The 16,760-nt window shown below is 39.8% G+C and carries 15 protein-coding genes; 3 read left to right on the top strand and 12 right to left on the bottom strand.

Going from position 1 to position 16,760, the window contains the following annotated elements; genetic code table 11:
• Nucleotides 1-4 precede the first annotated feature (4 nt).
• Genes AACZ73_RS09000 through AACZ73_RS08990 form a run of 3 tightly spaced genes read right to left on the bottom strand, consistent with a single transcriptional unit; the run spans nt 5 to nt 3,071 of the window.
• On the bottom strand, nt 5-1,264 hold the full coding sequence (locus AACZ73_RS09000; protein WP_339877222.1) for an FtsX-like permease family protein: 1,260 nt from the start codon (nt 1,262-1,264) through the stop codon (nt 5-7).
• Nucleotides 1,261-1,893, bottom strand: a complete 633-nt coding sequence (locus AACZ73_RS08995) for an ATP-binding cassette domain-containing protein (protein ID WP_339877221.1) — start codon at nt 1,891-1,893, stop codon at nt 1,261-1,263. Before AACZ73_RS08995 ends, AACZ73_RS09000 begins: the two co-directional genes overlap by 4 nt.
• A gap of 2 nt (nt 1,894-1,895) precedes the next feature.
• Nucleotides 1,896-3,071: an ATP-binding protein gene (locus AACZ73_RS08990; protein WP_339877220.1), complete on the bottom strand. Its 1,176-nt coding sequence runs from the start codon at nt 3,069-3,071 to the stop codon at nt 1,896-1,898.
• A gap of 288 nt (nt 3,072-3,359) precedes the next feature.
• Between AACZ73_RS08990 and sucD the strand changes: the two genes are divergently transcribed.
• Nucleotides 3,360-4,241 (top strand): succinate--CoA ligase subunit alpha, encoded by an 882-nt coding sequence (gene sucD / locus AACZ73_RS08985; protein WP_339877219.1) that lies wholly within the window; start codon nt 3,360-3,362, stop codon nt 4,239-4,241.
• Between the two features lie 245 nt (nt 4,242-4,486).
• Here sucD and pgi read toward each other — a convergent pair whose 3' ends face one another.
• A complete protein-coding gene (pgi, locus tag AACZ73_RS08980; protein WP_339877218.1) occupies nt 4,487-6,133 on the bottom strand; it encodes a glucose-6-phosphate isomerase in 1,647 nt (548 codons plus the stop codon).
• A gap of 158 nt (nt 6,134-6,291) precedes the next feature.
• Here pgi and AACZ73_RS08975 point away from each other — a divergent pair, with 158 nt between their 5' ends.
• Nucleotides 6,292-7,062, top strand: a complete 771-nt coding sequence (locus AACZ73_RS08975) for an energy transducer TonB (protein WP_339877217.1) — start codon at nt 6,292-6,294, stop codon at nt 7,060-7,062.
• 216 nt (nt 7,063-7,278) lie between these two features.
• On the opposite strand, the gene AACZ73_RS08970 is transcribed toward AACZ73_RS08975, so the two are convergent.
• The 5 genes from AACZ73_RS08970 to acnA form a co-directional block, all read right to left on the bottom strand.
• Nucleotides 7,279-7,515, bottom strand: a complete 237-nt coding sequence (locus AACZ73_RS08970; protein WP_339877216.1) for a hypothetical protein — start codon at nt 7,513-7,515, stop codon at nt 7,279-7,281.
• Between the two features lie 425 nt (nt 7,516-7,940).
• Entirely contained in the window at nt 7,941-8,309 is a 369-nt protein-coding gene (locus tag AACZ73_RS08965) for a hypothetical protein (protein ID WP_339877215.1), read from the bottom strand.
• Nucleotides 8,310-8,315: 6 nt separating this feature from the next.
• A complete protein-coding gene (locus AACZ73_RS08960) occupies nt 8,316-9,155 on the bottom strand; it encodes a hypothetical protein (protein WP_339877214.1) in 840 nt (279 codons plus the stop codon).
• 45 nt (nt 9,156-9,200) lie between these two features.
• Nucleotides 9,201-9,578, bottom strand: a complete 378-nt coding sequence (locus AACZ73_RS08955) for a hypothetical protein (RefSeq protein WP_339877213.1) — start codon at nt 9,576-9,578, stop codon at nt 9,201-9,203.
• A gap of 344 nt (nt 9,579-9,922) precedes the next feature.
• Nucleotides 9,923-12,700 (bottom strand): aconitate hydratase AcnA, encoded by a 2,778-nt coding sequence (gene acnA / locus AACZ73_RS08950; protein WP_339877212.1) that lies wholly within the window; start codon nt 12,698-12,700, stop codon nt 9,923-9,925.
• A 151-nt stretch (nt 12,701-12,851) separates the two neighbouring features.
• Between acnA and AACZ73_RS08945 the strand changes: the two genes are divergently transcribed.
• Nucleotides 12,852-13,910, top strand: a complete 1,059-nt coding sequence (locus AACZ73_RS08945) for an endonuclease/exonuclease/phosphatase family protein (RefSeq protein WP_339877211.1) — start codon at nt 12,852-12,854, stop codon at nt 13,908-13,910.
• Between the two features lie 277 nt (nt 13,911-14,187).
• Here AACZ73_RS08945 and AACZ73_RS08940 read toward each other — a convergent pair whose 3' ends face one another.
• From AACZ73_RS08940 to AACZ73_RS08930, 3 genes are read right to left on the bottom strand one after another with little or no spacing between them, the layout of a single operon-like run.
• Entirely contained in the window at nt 14,188-15,165 is a 978-nt protein-coding gene (locus AACZ73_RS08940; RefSeq protein WP_339877210.1) for an MlaD family protein, read from the bottom strand.
• Entirely contained in the window at nt 15,162-15,914 is a 753-nt protein-coding gene (locus tag AACZ73_RS08935; RefSeq protein WP_339877209.1) for an ATP-binding cassette domain-containing protein, read from the bottom strand. Before AACZ73_RS08935 ends, AACZ73_RS08940 begins: the two co-directional genes overlap by 4 nt.
• A gap of 2 nt (nt 15,915-15,916) precedes the next feature.
• A complete protein-coding gene (locus AACZ73_RS08930; RefSeq protein ID WP_339877208.1) occupies nt 15,917-16,714 on the bottom strand; it encodes an ABC transporter permease in 798 nt (265 codons plus the stop codon).
• Nucleotides 16,715-16,760 lie beyond the last annotated feature (46 nt).

Genomic DNA, 16,760 nt, shown 5'->3' with positions numbered 1-16,760 from the left:
CTAGTTAAGCCTTTGTTAATTGCTTTGCAATACTTGTTTGATAAGCTGCAAATGCTGGTATAATGGAAGCCAAAACTCCAACGCTTAACGCATAAACAACTATCCAAAGTTCTTGTTTGAGGAAAATCCATGGATGAAGAGCCCCAACAACTCCCTGCTCATTCTGCGAAATAATCACTGAAAGAAAAGTATGCCCAAGCAATATTCCCAAAACAGCTCCCATCAATGTTAGCATAATTCCTTCAAGAAATATCAGGAGCAAAAGCTGCCCTCTGGATGCGCCAATTGCTCTTAATATTGCCAGATCGTATTTCCTCTCCTTCAATGAATTGTAAAGCGCAATGAAAATCCCTAGCCCTGATATCCCAATAATTACAACTGCCAATCCCTGCAAAAGTGTAATACCAACGCCAAGTAATTCAAATAATCTCGCCATCTCAAAAGAAGGTGAAGCAGCTTGCATGGAAGTCCCAGAATTGATCATTCGAGGAAGCTGAATTGCTGCCATAGGATTTCTGTATTGAATTAATAAAGTGGTTAAATCTCTGGATTCAGTTGTTTTTGGAAAGCCTTTGGAAGCAACCGTCTTTGTCAAATCAATTACATGTTGGTTATGATTTCCAGTTGTATCTGTTTTCTCCGCCTCACCTTCATCATGTGTGTACCAGATAGATTCTATACTTGTTAGTATTAATCGGTCCAGCACATTTCCTTTACTATTTAAGACACCTACTACCTTAAATCTATTCGCGTCATGCTCATGGCTTCCTATACTGATACCATGACTACCAAGGAATTCATCCCCTACGTTATAGGCTGATTTAGCAGCTACCTCAGCTCCAAGTACAACCTCAAACGGTTTTTGCCAAAGCTCTCCACTTTCAAGTGAAGCATCGTAAAGCGATACATAATCATGATTGGTACCCACTATTCGAAAGCCCTGGTAATTATCACCCAGAGCCATTGGAATGATGTTTTTTACCAGTCGGTTTCTGGAAAGCTTTTGAGCTTCATCCATGGGAATGTTTCCTGTCGGAAAATCAATGTGATAAACTCCAGCTAAAATCAATTGAAGCGGACTACCTTTAGCTCCGACGACCAAATCGATCCCAGCTGAGTCTTGATTCATCTTCTTTTCAAACTGATCCTGAATCAACAACAAAACCGTGATAATCGCCAATCCCAGTGCCAGCAAAAACACATTCAAACCTGTAGAAAGGGGCCTGAATGTCAAATGTTTCCAACTCAGCTTAATTAAATTCATTCCGATTTTACCTCTACATAATTGGGGATATGTGACTTCACCCGCTGATCATGGGTCACTATAATCAGCGCTGCTCCGATCTTTGCCGCTTGAGATTTCAGAAGATTGACCACTTTCTCTGTGTTTTCATCATCCAAGCTCGATGTAGGCTCATCAGCTAGAATTAATTTTGGAGTATTGGCTAATGCTCTGGCGATGGAAGCACGTTGAGCTTCCCCCTCGCTCAATGTCAGAACAGAGGAGTTTGACTTATGTGCCAATCCCAATTCCTCAAGTAGCCTATCTATGTCCTGCCCTTTTTTCTTACCGAAAAAGTGAGCCATCTGAAGATTTTCTTTAAGAGTAAGCGCTGCCAAAAGATGAGGTTTTTGGAATACTATTCCGATTTCTTTTCCCCTGAACAAATCAAGCTTCTGCCCTTTCATTTCTGAAAGGCTTTGTCCCGCCAATTTCACCTCGCCTATTTCGGGATCAAGCAATCCTGCGAGTAAATTAAGTAAGGTAGTTTTACCGGACCCTGATTTCCCCAGCACAAGTATGCTTTCACCCTTATCCAGACTAATATCAGGAAAAACAATCTGCTTCTGGCCGTGGTGGCTATATTTCAGATTCCTTGATTCAAAAAGCATAACTAGCTCACCGGAATTTCTACTTTGAAGACTGTGCCGTTTTTAACGCTGCTTTCAAAAGTAATTTTACCATTTAAAACATCGATACACTTTTTCACTATTGATAGCCCCAAGCCGGATCCTTCTACTATGCCTACATTCTTGGCCCTGAAAAACCGCTCAAAAAGTTGGTTTTGCTCAGCTTCCGGTATTCCAATTCCCTGGTCTTTTATCGTGCCTATCAATTTTTTATCTACATATTCCAATTCAAAAAACACTTCCTGGCCATCTTTGGAATATTTCACACTATTTGAAAGAAGATTTTCAAAGATTTGGTACAAAAGTTCACTATCCGAAGTAATGACCTTTGGTAGATTAATCAGCTCGGAATTGACACGCACATTGTTTTCTTTTCCAGCATTAATAGTATCCAGAACTTCTTTAACAAAAGCTCCCAGAAACATCTTTTTAGGACGGAACTCCACTTTATCCGCATCTGCTTTTCCAAAAAACAGGACACTGGTAAGCAGATTATTAAGTGCCCTTACAGAATTCTCAATTTTAAGTGCATGCTTGGATATCTTTACTTTGAATGGATGATCCTTTTCAGCATAGATATGAAGTAACTGAGCAGAACTCAAGATAGAAGTAAGCGGGGTTTTAAACCCATGTGACACGTTCAATACAATTCTTGATTTCAATTCATTGATTTCCCGTTCTTTCTCCAATGCTTTGGTAAGCTCCTTATTGGCGCTATAAAGCTCTAGCGTACGCTGCTTTACCTTTTCCTCCAGTTCGTTATTGAGCTTTTGAAGTTCCTTCTCCTTACGATCTTTGTAAATCGCCAATTCGATAACCATGTTAAGTTCACGGATATTGAACGGTTTAATTACGTAGGCACTTGGATTGGTACCTACCACCTTATTAAGTGTCTCTGCATCAGAGCTTGCACTTAAATAAACTACCGGAATATCATAAATCTCATTGATAATTTCAGTCGTCTTGATGCCATCCAGTTCTCCTGCTAGATTGATATCCATCATCACCATATCGGCGTGATTTTCGGATAAAATTTCCAGAGCTTTTTCACCTGAATCTGCTATCCCAAGTATTTCGTGTCTGTTCTTCTCCAGGGCTCGCTGAAGCAGAAGAGCTGAGACCGGATCATCTTCAACGATGAGAATTTTAAGGCTAAACATAGATCATATTGGAAGTGAAGAATAAAAACTCGGGTCGAAAATATGAAAAATATAGGTCAGGCAAGCGCAAAATAGAACTTTTGCTTTCTAATAGCGCTACATTTCTGCAAATAAGTGTATGTTTTTAAAATAGCCAAAAACTTGAGAGCCTTGAAAACTTTACTGACCATCTATCACCAGATTACTGACTTTTTCAAAGAATCACCTAAATACCTGCATATTGTTATCCTTTTCTTTTGTGGGTAGGCTGTTTGTTCTATTTTTGTCACAAACTTTAGAAATCGCATCATGAGTGTACTAGTAAATAAAAATTCCAAGGTGATCGTACAAGGATTCACCGGGTCTGAGGGTTCTTTTCACGCACAGCAAATGATCGAATACGGCACAAACGTAGTCGGCGGTGTAACTCCTGGTAAAGGAGGTTCGACTCACTTGGAAAAACCTGTTTTTAATTCTGTAGAAGAAGCCGTTCAAAAAACTGGTGCAGACACATCTATCATTTTCGTGCCGCCAGCATTTGCTGCAGATGCGATTATGGAAGCTGCTGATGCAGGTATAAAAGTTATCATCGCTATCACTGAGGGTATCCCTGTAGCTGATATGATGAAGGCTAAGCCATATATTATTGAAAGGGGTGCTACTCTAATCGGTCCTAACTGTCCAGGTGTAATCACTCCTGGAGAAGCGAAAGTTGGTATCATGCCAGGTTTCGTATTTAAGAAAGGTAGAATCGGTATCGTTTCTAAATCAGGTACATTGACTTACGAAGCTGCGGATCAGGTAGCCAAAGCAGGTCTTGGCGTATCCACTGCTATCGGTATTGGTGGAGATCCAATCATCGGTACTTCTACAAAGCAAGCAGTACAGTTGCTGATGGAAGACCCTGAGACTGACGCGATCGTAATGATCGGTGAGATCGGTGGAAACTACGAAGCTGAGGCTGCAAAGTGGATCAAAGAAAACGGCAACAAGAAGCCTGTAGTAGGTTTCATAGCTGGACAAACTGCTCCCGCTGGACGTAGAATGGGCCACGCAGGTGCTATCATAGGTGGAGCGGACGACACTGCAGCAGCTAAAATGAGAATCATGAGAGAAAATGGAATTCACGTAGTAGATTCTCCAGCGGAGATCGGAGCTACCATGGCAAAAGCTTTGGGCGTGAATGCATAAATAGTTTTAGGGATTCGGGTAACCGATGTCCTATCTTTTAAAAACCGCTTAGATTGAATTCTAAGCGGTTTTTTTGATGATCATATTTTTTCAAAGGTTATATTCCATCCAGTTATTACACAAAAAACAAAAAATCCCGACTCTTTTCAGAATCGGGATTTTAGATTTTTATTGGTTTGAACTATTGCGGACTGGACTATGGATCGGATATCCAGATTGCACATAGAACCTACGCTATTGATTCCTTATTTTCTCATCTTTTTATAAGCATTGATTAGCCCATTGGTAGAGCCATCATGTGCGGTAATTTCTTCATCACCTTTTAGCTCAGGAAGAATGCCAGATGCCAGGACTTTGCCTAGCTCCACACCCCACTGATCAAAGCTGAAAATATCCCAAATTACACCTTGAACAAAGATTTTGTGCTCATACATAGCAATCAAAGTACCAAGAGTATAAGGAGTAATTTCCTTCACCAATATAGAATTCGTAGGACGATTGCCTTCGAAAACTCTATGCGGAGCGATTTCTTCGATTTGCTCATCGGACTTGCCTGCAGCTTTCATTTCTGCTTTCACATCTTCCAAAGACTTCCCTTTCATTAGGGCTTCTGTCTGTGCAAAGAAGTTGGAAAGCAACTTCGGATGATGATCTCCAATTGGGTTATGGGAAATCGCAGGAGCAATAAAATCACAAGGAATAAGGTGTGTACCTTGGTGGATCAATTGATAAAAAGCATGCTGACCGTTTGTTCCAGGCTCACCCCAAATAATAGGCCCGGTAGTATAATTCACCTTTTCGCCTGAGCGGCTTACATATTTGCCATTGCTTTCCATATTTCCCTGCTGGAAATAGGCGGCGAAACGATGCATGTATTGATCGTATGGTAAGATTGCTTCAGAACTTGCACCAAGGAAATTGGTATTCCAGATACCAATCATCGCCAAGATTACCGGGATGTTTGTATCAAATTGAGATCCACGGAAATGTTTATCCATCGCATGCGCACCTGCGAGTAGTTTCTCGAAATTGTCGAATCCGATCGTGCAGGCAATCGGCAAACCAATCGCTGACCAAAGTGAATACCTTCCCCCTACCCAATCCCAGAACTCAAACATATTATCGGTATCAATTCCGAATGCTTCAACCGACTTGGCATTGGTAGAAAGCGCTACGAAATGCTTAGCAACTGCAGCTTCATCATTCGATTTTTCCAAAAACCAATTCCTTGCAGTATGCGCATTGGTCATGGTTTCCTGCGTAGTAAAAGTCTTGGAAGCAATAAAGAAAAGTGTGGTCTCAGGATCTACTTTCTTAAGCGTTTCGGCCATATGGGTCCCATCTACATTGGAAACGAAGAAACACTCAATATCAGGATTCTGATAAGGCTTTAGGGCCTCAGTCACCATCACCGGACCAAGGTCAGATCCACCTATACCAATGTTTACAAGTGATTTGATTGGCTTGCCAGTGTAGCCTAGCCATTGCTTGTTTTGGATTTTGTCAGCGAAAGTCTTCATCTTCTTCAAGACTCCTGAGACATCCTCCATGATATTATTTCCATCCAGATACAAGGTCTCTGATGCGGGCTTTCTAAGCGCAGTATGTAAAACAGCTCTTCCCTCAGTTACATTAATTGGCTTACCTGTAAACATATCTTCAATCGCTACTTGGAGCTTACACTCATGAGCAAGATCTAAAAGTGCGTCAAGGATATCCTGATTTAGTCTGTTTTTAGAAAAATCAACTAATATATCTTCAATCGTAATACTAAGTCGTTCAAAACGCTCACTTTCATCAAATTGAGAAAGGATGGTCATGTCTTTATGTTCTGTGGCAAGTTGCTGAAGTCTCGCCCAGGCTGGAGTGGTCGTAGGATTAATTGCGTTCATTAGATCTTCTGTTAATAGGAATGAGGTACAAAAATAAGCTTTATCCTCAGGGATGAAAGGGATTTGAATTAAAGTAAGATATAGCCTTTAGTTCAAAATGGTTTTCAATATCAGATTTGTTTGACTATAATTAAACTTCACTATTAGTCAACCGATAAATGGCTTTCAGAAGTAGATACATACTAAATTACGTTCTCCTAACAATTTTGCTTGGGCTTTCTTGCAAGCATTCCTCAGCTCAGGAAAAGCAAGTTGTCCGATTGAACGAGCATTTTCATCCGATCAATGAGAACGATAGCATCAATTATTTTTACAAAGCCATCATCGTTACTCTTACTGACAGCACTTCCATCGAGCGTACTTTCAATCTGAAAAATCAAATCGTAAAGATCACTCGATATGGTTATAATCAGGAAGGGAATTTTCCGGAGGAAAAAACGGAGATATATGACTCGAACGGGAAATTGGTTTCCAAGAAAATTAAAAATCGTAACAATGGCTTCTACCAAGCTATCTACTTTGATGAAGATGAACAAATAGGTGAAGTGCTTTTTCAAGGCGAAAAGAACTTTGAAATCCGAAAGGCAGGTAGTGTAGAAATGATGATTGCTGATGAAAATGTGTTTGAACCAACGCCAAAACTAGATCAGGATCTTTGGACTAACACGCTGATGCAAAACTTGAAATACCCTGCAGCTTCCCGAAGGGATAGAGAAGAAGGGACCGCAATACTTGGCATGTATGTAAATGAATTTGGAGAGCATGGAGAATTTAAAATAGTCAATCCCGAAAATGTAAGCGAGGCATTAGCTTTAGAAGCACTTTACGCAGCTAGTAAATATAAAGGAGAAATCGCTCCGGCTACCAACATTGATGGAAACACAGTAGATGCTTGGCTATATATTCCAGTGCGGTTTATGTTGGATTGAAACTCAAAAATAAATTTTAAATTTAATAATAGAGAATGGAGTAATTGGAAATCTAAGCCTTAATTAGTTAAAAGCACTATCATTGCCCTGAGATACTGTCCAATATAATTCACCTATTTTAAAATAATAAATCAAGTTTTTGATTCATATGGAAAGGCAGAAGTACAACTCCTGCCTTGGGATTTATTCAAATATTTAAAGAAGATCCACTTATTCTTAAAACAATTTTAATACTTCGTTTACAACCCACAATCTTTTATCAATTGAGGTATATAGATATCCTATTCTATTACCCTCAATATCCTCTATTAATTCCAGAAGATTATTATCTTTTTTAACACATTCTATAATTTCATCAATGTATCTTTCGTATTCATGTTCAAGATCAATCCCTTTTACACAAATAGGATTCCATTCCTTTAAAATATTATTTATACTGTAATAGAGATCCATTTAATAGTTTGTTATATAAGTAACTATCGGGGCAGGCTTTGCCTCGCAATAATGTATAATCCCTTGAACTCTAGAGGTGGCCCTCATCGGTCACCAGAAATCAAACACCCAACTCCCTAGTCCTTCAAAAAATCTCTTAATACATAATTCAGAATTCCTCCGTGCTCGTAACAAGCAATCTCTACTTCTGAATCTAAACTCGAAAGGACTTCGATCTTTTTCCCCAACTGGACGTAAACAAAACATCGAGGTATCTGGGTGAAGATTGTAACTTCACCCTAATATCCTGACCAATTTCAATTGGCTGGGTCAGTCTGAATGTCTACTAACTTATATACCTCATCGCGTTTAACAAATAAAAATTTGCTCCTCTTTAAATCAAACTTTATATAAGGATCATACTGATATTTGGTTTCTCCCCACAATTAAAGCAAATCAAAACGTCTTGGAACAAGCGAATAGCCCACCACTCTTTTTTTTAAAGAATATAAGACAAGTATCTCACTGTCTGATTGAGCCATCATATCTAATTGATTCAAATTCCAATTCTTAAATTGGAACTCTTTAACATTTGAATAAGGCCTCACAATATATAATGTATCCCACTCAATAGCAGTACTATATTGAGAAAAATCAATTTCCACTGATTCATAATTATCTGATTCTAAATCAATCGAAATTTCTTTAATATTAAAGGTAGTGCAACCTGAAAGCAAAGTTAGAAAACCAACTACAATTAAAGCTTTATATAATTTTGCCATCATCTTAGCACCCTCCAAACACAGTAGAACCATTCATTATTATTTAAATTCCCTTTGCTGTCCCCTAGCTACAAGTGTTGTCTTGAGCTCCAATTGAAAACTTCTGGGAAAGGCACTATTTAAAATAGTGTTAACTGTATTACGACCTAAATTATTATTGTACAAATCCATTGATTTTTCATTTTGAGGGTTTCCCAAGAAATCCTCATGGGCATCCCCTGAAGATTTAGCCAAAGTCGGATCAAGGCTACTTACATTTAATCCGCTAAAGTAAGCATGTCTGAAAGCATCCCCACAACCATTATAGAGACCACTTCCAGGATAAAGTGATGCTGCTAAATCAAGCGCTGATTTTCCATTAACTAAATATCGTAATTGTATTAACCTACTCAAATCATCAAAAATTTCAAGCTCTTTCGGTTTCATTTGATTTCTATAATCTTGTTCAAATTCAGGACTAATTTCCAATTCAAGCATACTTTCTTCATCCTCCGGCAACAACTTCGGCAATCCTTCACCTCCAGAACCGGAACCTCCCCCAGGCACTGGTCCAGTCGGACCTCCTCCGCCTGAGCCACCACCGCCACCAGAATATCCCGGAGGGCCTACATACCATCCTGCCCCGCCTTTATCAGCAGGACATTCTACCACAGGCGATTCTGTACACTCAATTACTCTTTCACTTCCTATGTAATAAGCTATACAGATCAACTCGGTATAATTCTGGCACTGCTGAGCTAAATTCTCTCCATTCAACCCTTTTCGAACTTCTCTTGATCGGAAAAAACGTATAACACGGCCCTCTGCCATGTCCCAGCCCATCAACAGATTCTCGTCCCAATCGTAAAGTAGTATTTCCCCGACGAATTGCCCACTCAACCTGCCATAATTAGTTACCTCAAGCTTACTTTGGCTTTCAGTCTTTTACTCTGGAAAGTACTTCATCAGATATTTCGTGTAGCCACCCGCTTCGTCCTTCTTTAGGATCAACCGATAAAATGACAGCTTCTCCTTTTCACTAACCTGTCCAGAGGATTGTTCTCCCTTTACTGGGACACCATGAAAATTGTACTCTATCATCACTTCGATAACCGATCCGTTCTCATGGGTGATTGCCTTGTCCCAATGGATTTTCTTGATCTGATTCCTTGCTCGTGAATTCTCTCCTGATTTCATAGGTAGAACAAACTCCTCTTGCGGTCCAAACCATAACTTGGCTTCCTCCACTGCTTGCTGAACATCAGATATTGGGATCGTGACAGGTTCTTCCTCACTTACACAAGAGGTAATAACGAGAATCAAAGCTAAAAGCAGAAATGACCAAAACCCAGATCTACTTAAAAATTTGTACTCGGGGGGTAAGTGTTTTTCATAAAAGAATATTAGTTGAATGTCTAAAAACTTCTTAAGTATGAACCTCCTTGACTATAAAAGCAACAATAGTTTAAAATTTATCTGATAATTTATCATTCTGTTAACATGGGAAATACTCAAATCTTTTATTGAAGAATCTTGCCTAGGAAAACACAAAACCCGCCATTTCTGACGGGTTTTGTTATTTCAAAAGAGCCAAAACTAATTAAAGTCAAGCTCAACACTGGCAGAGGCGTGCATTCGGTCATCCGACATTCAAACACCCAACTTTCCTATTCCTTCAAGAAATCCCTCAACACATAATTCAGAATTCCTCCGTGCTTGTAATAAGCAATCTCTACTTCTGAATCTAACCTCGAAAGGACTTCGATCTTCTTCTCCTGAGATTCTGAAGTAACAATCACTTCGAATTTCTGCGAGGGTTTTAAGCCATCTTCGATTCCCACAATACTAAATTCCTCTTTACCTGTCAGGCCTAGACTTTCTGCATTTTCGCCCGGCATAAACTGAAGTGGTAATACGCCCATACCGACTAAATTGCTTCGGTGAATACGCTCGTAGCTTTCTGCGATCACAGCTTTAATGCCCAGCAAGTTAGTTCCTTTCGCTGCCCAGTCACGGGAAGATCCCGAGCCATATTCTTTCCCCGCCAAAACAACCAAAGGCACATGTGCTGCCTGATATTTCTCAGAAGCTTCAAACACAGACATTTGCTCATTGCTAGGAATGTAAGTTGTAAAACCTCCTTCCTGAGTACTTAACTGGTTTTTGATCCGCACGTTCGCAAAAGTACCACGAACCATGACCTCGTCATTTCCTCTACGCGAACCATAAGAATTAAAGTCTGGTCTCTCTACTCCTCTTCCATTCAGGTATTTTCCCGCAGGAGTATCTGGTCTGAAAGACCCTGCCGGTGAAATATGATCTGTAGTGATCGAATCACCCAGTTTTAAAAGGACTCTTGCGTTTGTGATATTTTTAGGTTCCAGTACATCTACCGAAATTCCTTTGAAAAATGGCGCCTCCTTGATATAGGTACTGCTATCATCCCACGGATAGATTTCTCCTTCTCCTGATTTCAGTTCTTTCCAGATATCATTTCCTTCGAAGATCTCTCCGTAACTTTTTGCATAATCATCTGGAGTAAGGACTTTTCTTGCAACCTCAGCTATTTCCTCATTAGTTGGCCAGATATCCTTCATGAATACAGGTTCCAAATTCGGATCGTAGCCAATGGGCTCGTTATACAAATCCACATCCACACGACCTGCGATGGCATACACCACCACGAGCATTGGCGACATGAGGTAATTCATTTTCACCTGGGGATGAACTCTAGCTTCAAAATTTCTATTTCCTGAAAGTACCGAAGCAACCACTAAGTCATTGTCTTCTACTGCTTGGGCGATGTGGGTTGGAAGTGGGCCGGAATTTCCGATACAGGAAGTACAACCGTAACCGACTGTGTGGAATTTCAATGCTTCTAAATCCTCCAGTAAATTTGATTTCTCTAAATAGTCAGTTACGACTTTCGAACCTGGAGCCAGAGAAGTTTTCACCCAAGGCTTTACATCAAGACCTCTTTCTCTCGCTTTCTTTGCTACTAAGCCCGCTCCCAACATTACTGAGGGATTTGAGGTATTAGTGCAAGAAGTGATTGCTGCTATGACGATAGATCCGTCATACAATTCAAACTTGTCGTTGTGGAGCTTTACGGAAACGGATTTTAATCCATTTTTTATTTTGGTCTTTATCTCAGTTTCTGCAGGCGCTTTTTCGTGAGATTGGTCTTCAGTCTGTCCTCCACCCTCTTCTACAAACCTGGCAACTTCCTCTCTTTTATCTATAGGAATATATTGACGGCCATGAACTGATTCCAACAACTCTCCAAATTTTGGTTTGAAATCCTTAACCAAAATTTTATCCTGAGGGCGCTTTGGGCCAGAAACTGTAGCTTCGACGGTTCCCAAATCTAATTCCACCACAGAACTATAGTTTATTAGATCTTCATCTTTTCTCCAAAGCATGTTTGCCTTGCAATATTCCTCAACCAACTTGATCTGCTCAGCTGAACGGTTGGTTTTACCCATGTAATCGAGCGTACGATCGTCAATAGGGAAATAGGTAACAGTACAACCAAACTCCGGTGACATGTTGGAAATAGTGGCTCTATCTGGTACAGACAGATTATCTAAACCAGGGCCGAATACCTCTACAAATTTCCCTACTACGCTGTTTCTTCGAAGCAACTCAGTAATTGTCAAAACCATATCTGTAGCAGTAGTACCTGCAGGTAGATTTCCTGTCAGTTTTAGACCAACCACTTCTGGCATGATAAAGTAAATCGGCTGACCAAGAATTGCAGCTTCCGCTTCAATTCCTCCAACTCCCCAGCCAACTACTCCGATACCATTTACCATAGGTGTATGGGAATCCGTGCCGACTAGTGTGTCTGGAAATACCATTCCATCACGTTTTATTACTCCTTGAGCTAAATATTCAAGATTTACTTGGTGGCAGATCCCCATTCCTGGAGGTACCACTGAAAAATTATTAAATGTCTTTTGAGCCCATTTCAAAAATTTATACCGTTCCGAATTACGCTCATACTCTTTCTCTACATTCTTCTGGTAGCTATAATTGGTTCCAAAATAATCTACCTGAACGGAATGATCAATTACTAGATCTACAGGTATTAGAGGATTAATTGTGCTTGCATCCTTGCCTTTTCTGTGAGCTTCAGATCTAAGGGAAGCGATATCCACTACGGCCGGCACTCCAGTAAAATCCTGCATCAACACTCGAGCTGGCTTAAAGGGGACGTCCTTGTCCGAAGGCTGAGGTGACCAATTCATTAAGGTTTCTAAGTGCTCTTTTGTAATTGCGAAGTCATCGAAATTCCTTAAGGCATTTTCCAATAATATCCTGATAGAAAAGGGTAAATGTTTAATTTGGTGACCGCTTGCTTCAAGTTTTTCCAAACTCCAATAAGTATGATCTCCTGTTGAAGTTTTTAGAGTAGTTTTAATTTGGAATGGGTCTTGACTCATGTCTTATGTGGGCTAAGGTTAAAAATAGATTCGCTTTAGTAACTCAAATTCCCTGCTTAGGATTCCACAGTTTCGAAATGTTGCAAACTATTACCACCTTGCAGCAGGCTTTATAATCTTTAATTTAACTTAAGAAATTCAAAATTTTTAAATGGGCTACATCATACTTCGAATTCTCAGTGCGTTTTTCATTTTGGCTACATTTTTTCCACTTATAAAATTAGATTACTGGTGGGTAAGAGTATTTGATTATCCTCGCCTTCAAAAACTGGTAATTACCATTTCTCTTATTGTTTGGTGGTTCCTCACCCATAACAAACAGTCTAACTTAGAGAGAAATATTTGGATTGCTGTATTAATCATAACCTCTAGTTACCTAGTTACTAAAGTGTTGCCTTTTACTCCCTTGGGAAAAAAGATGATCGAAACAGTTCCCTATTCGCCAGAATCCGGGATTCATATTTTAGTGGGAAATGTCTATCAATACAATACAGAATATGGTAAAGCAGTATCTTTAGTTAAAACAGTAGATCCTGATTTGATCTTTTTTGTAGAAACAGACAAAGCTTGGGAAAAATGTCTTTCTGAAATTGAAAAAGACTATCCTACCCAAATAAAAATTCCTTTGGATAATACCTATGGACTTCTGCTCTACACCAGAATGGAAATAGTTCGACAGGAAATAAATTATCTTATCGATGACGAAATCCCTTCATTGGAACTGGATGTTAAATTAAGAAATGGGGAAATAATTACCATTTATGCGATTCATCCTACTCCCCCGGTACCTGGAGAAAATACTAAAAGCACTGAAAGGGATGCAGAAATTTTACTTGTTGGAAAAAAATCTAAAGACAATAATAAACCTTCTTTGGTAATTGGAGATTTGAATGATGTGGCTTGGAGCTACACCACAGAATTATTTTTAAAAAACTCAGAAATGGCAGATCCACGTCGAGGAAGAGGACTTTTCAACACCTTCCACGCGAAAGTGCCTTTATTCCGCTGGCCACTTGATCATATCTTCTTGAGCGATGATTTTGGGCTAGGCGGTATGAAAGTAGAAGAAGGAATAGGTTCTGATCACTTCCCGATTTCGTTGAAAGCAGTATTGACTACAACAAACGATACAGACACGTTGAAGGCGAATGAAGAGGAAAAAGAGGAAGCCCGCGAAAAAATCAGTAATGGAGTGGAAGAAGGGAATTAAGATCTCGACTAAATATCTTCGGATTTGTCTATAAGCTTATTCACTTTCTTATTGAATACTTCCCACTTCATTCTCTATCTCAAGGCTAAACACTGCACAAAGTTGATGGGAAAGTTCTCATTTAGGATTTAGTATTCCTCGTAAGGATAATCTTATCTAAAGAGTTTTAAAAAGAGAGAGGGGATAGAATGCCATCGATGTGCATTTTATCCCCTCTTTTTTTGTTTGTATGAATGTGATGTACCTATCACCGACAACCTGTCAAAGGATGTCGCCTTTAGTTGTTCTCTTTAGCCTCAGCTTTTTGCTTGCGCTTAAAGCCTTTGTTAAAGGGCCAAGTATATTCCAAAGCTTCCATACCTCTGTTTAAATTATAAGTAGCAGAATCAGTATTTTCCAATGTGCTCTTCAGTGTCTCCGCAAACTCAGGATCATTCAAAAGCATTCCCATAGAATTATTTGGATCATTGAATTTGTCTGTGATACTACTCAGTTTTTGTGTCATCTCTTCTGAGTTAGCAGCAGCTTGCTTAAAGCTCGCCATAGTCTGCTTCAGCTCATTAGCCATGGTAGTATCAGTAACAAGATCGTTGAAAAGATTGCCTTCTTGATTTAATTTGGAAGTAAACTTATTCAGCTCACTAATCATCCTGTTACTATTGATAGAGGCTTGATCCAGATTTTTCACGATAGCTCTGAAGCTTTCTGCCAATAGGGAGTCCGTGAGTGCTGCACCTACCATTCCCTCGCCTTCTGCCAGTTTGCTTGTAAGGTTTTTGAGATTTCCAGTGATCTCTACCAGATTCTCGTTATTCACTTGCAGCGTTTCCATCATTTGATCAGTGTCCAGTGGCATCACAGATTCCAATCGGTCTCCATCTTCTACTGGCGGTGCCAAAGTGGTCCCACCGTATATCACAATGATTTTATTGCCTATCAGACCGTCCGAGCTGATGGTAGCTTTGGAATCTTTACGGATAAACTCCACTACTTCCTCCTCCACGTTCATCTCTATCTCTACCTGAGAATCCCCGTAGAAGTTAATTTTGCGTACAGTACCGATCTTCACACCTGAGAACCAGATATTATTACCCGTCTGTAGACCGCCTATATCATCGAAGACAGCTTTAAGCTGAATCGCTTTTACAAACTTCTTCTGCTGGCCACCAAGTGTCAAAACACCTGCAACCAGGATTGCTATGCCAATGAAGACAAATATGCCAACTATGACTGATCTCTTATTTTCGCCTCTCATGAGTTGATAAAATTATAATCGTAAAATGATTTTATACGCGGGTCATCTGCATTTGGAAAAACTTCCTCGAATGTTCCCACCGCGTCAAACTGCCCATCCAACAAAACTGCCATTCGGTCCCCTGTATCCTTAGCACAGGTGAGATCATGGGTAATGACGATGGATGAGGTATTATATTCTTCTCTTACTTGGGTAATTAAATTATTGATCTCCCCACATGTAATTGGGTCCAATCCCGCTGTGGGTTCATCGTAAAGCATGATTTCAGGCTCCAAAATCAAGGTTCTGGCAACTCCTATTCTTTTCTTCTGACCTCCGGAAAGCTCCGATGGCATCTGATTGATAGATTGAGGTAAACCGACACTGTCTAATAAACCTTCAATCTTCATCGTGATTTCCTTTTTGGTTAGATTTTTAATATTTCTCACCAAAGGAAATTCCATATTTTCCCTCACCGTCATACTATCATAAAGCGCAGAGTTTTGGAAAGAAAAGCCAATTCTTAGACGCAAAGCATTCAAATCCTTCGTATTCAAAGTAGAAACCTCCTGGCCTAGGACATTCATAGTTCCAGAATCCTGCTTCAGCAGTCCTACCATTATTTTAATTAATACAGATTTTCCTGAGCCTGATTTGCCCAAGACAACCAGGTTTTCACCTTTGTGTAGATCAAGATCGACGCCTTTCAATACATCCAAGTCTCCAAAAGACTTTTCCAAACCTCGAATTTTAACAACCTTTTCTTCCATAATTAAAATGCTCGGATGGCGTTTACGATCTGAAGAACTAAAAGCTCCTCAATAAATATTAAGAACATAGCCATTACTACCGCTGCATTTGCCGCTCGGCCCACACCCTCTGTTCCTTTGGATGAATTATATCCTTTATAGCAGCCCACTATGCCTATCGTAAAGCCAAACAAAATTGACTTCAGAACTGAAGATATGATATCCAGAAAGGAGATGGATTCAAAAACCTGTACAAAGAATGTGGTCAAACTCACCTTCTCGTTTGCACTTACACTAAGAAAAGATCCCATCAGCGCAACAAAATCTGTGTACATCACCAGCATAGGAATCATCAGCGTAGTCGCGATCACCCGGGTCACCACCAAGAAATTAAATGGGCTAGTTGCCGAAACTTCCATGGCATCAATCTGCTCAGTAACTTTCATGGAGCCAATTTCTGCACCTATACTTGATCCTACTTTTCCTGCTGCAATCAACGCAGTAACCAGCGGTCCCATCGCTCGTACTACTGCAATTGAGATCAGCGATGGCAACCAAGAAGTGGCTCCAAATTCTGAAAGTGAAGGTCTGGATTGATTGGTAAATACAATACCGACGATAAAACCCGTGAGTGAAATTAGAGGCAAAGACTCGACTCCAATTCTATAGCACTGGTGAATGATTTCCTTAAATTCATAAGGTGGCACAAATACTACTTTGAAGAATCTCCTAACGAAATTCCAAGCGTCCGCCAATCCGGTAAAAAACTTATCTATTTTCTTTGAAAGCAGCGGCTTTCTGTCTTCTGCTTTTTCAGTCATACAATCTTTCTGATCGATCGAAATTAATTAAATTATTCAAAAGGAT

It is taken from the genome of uncultured Algoriphagus sp. (genome assembly GCF_963974835.1).
In the GTDB taxonomy this organism is placed as follows: domain Bacteria; phylum Bacteroidota; class Bacteroidia; order Cytophagales; family Cyclobacteriaceae; genus Algoriphagus.
Note: the sequence above shows the minus strand (reverse complement) of the source record. Positions and strands in the feature narration are given on the sequence as shown.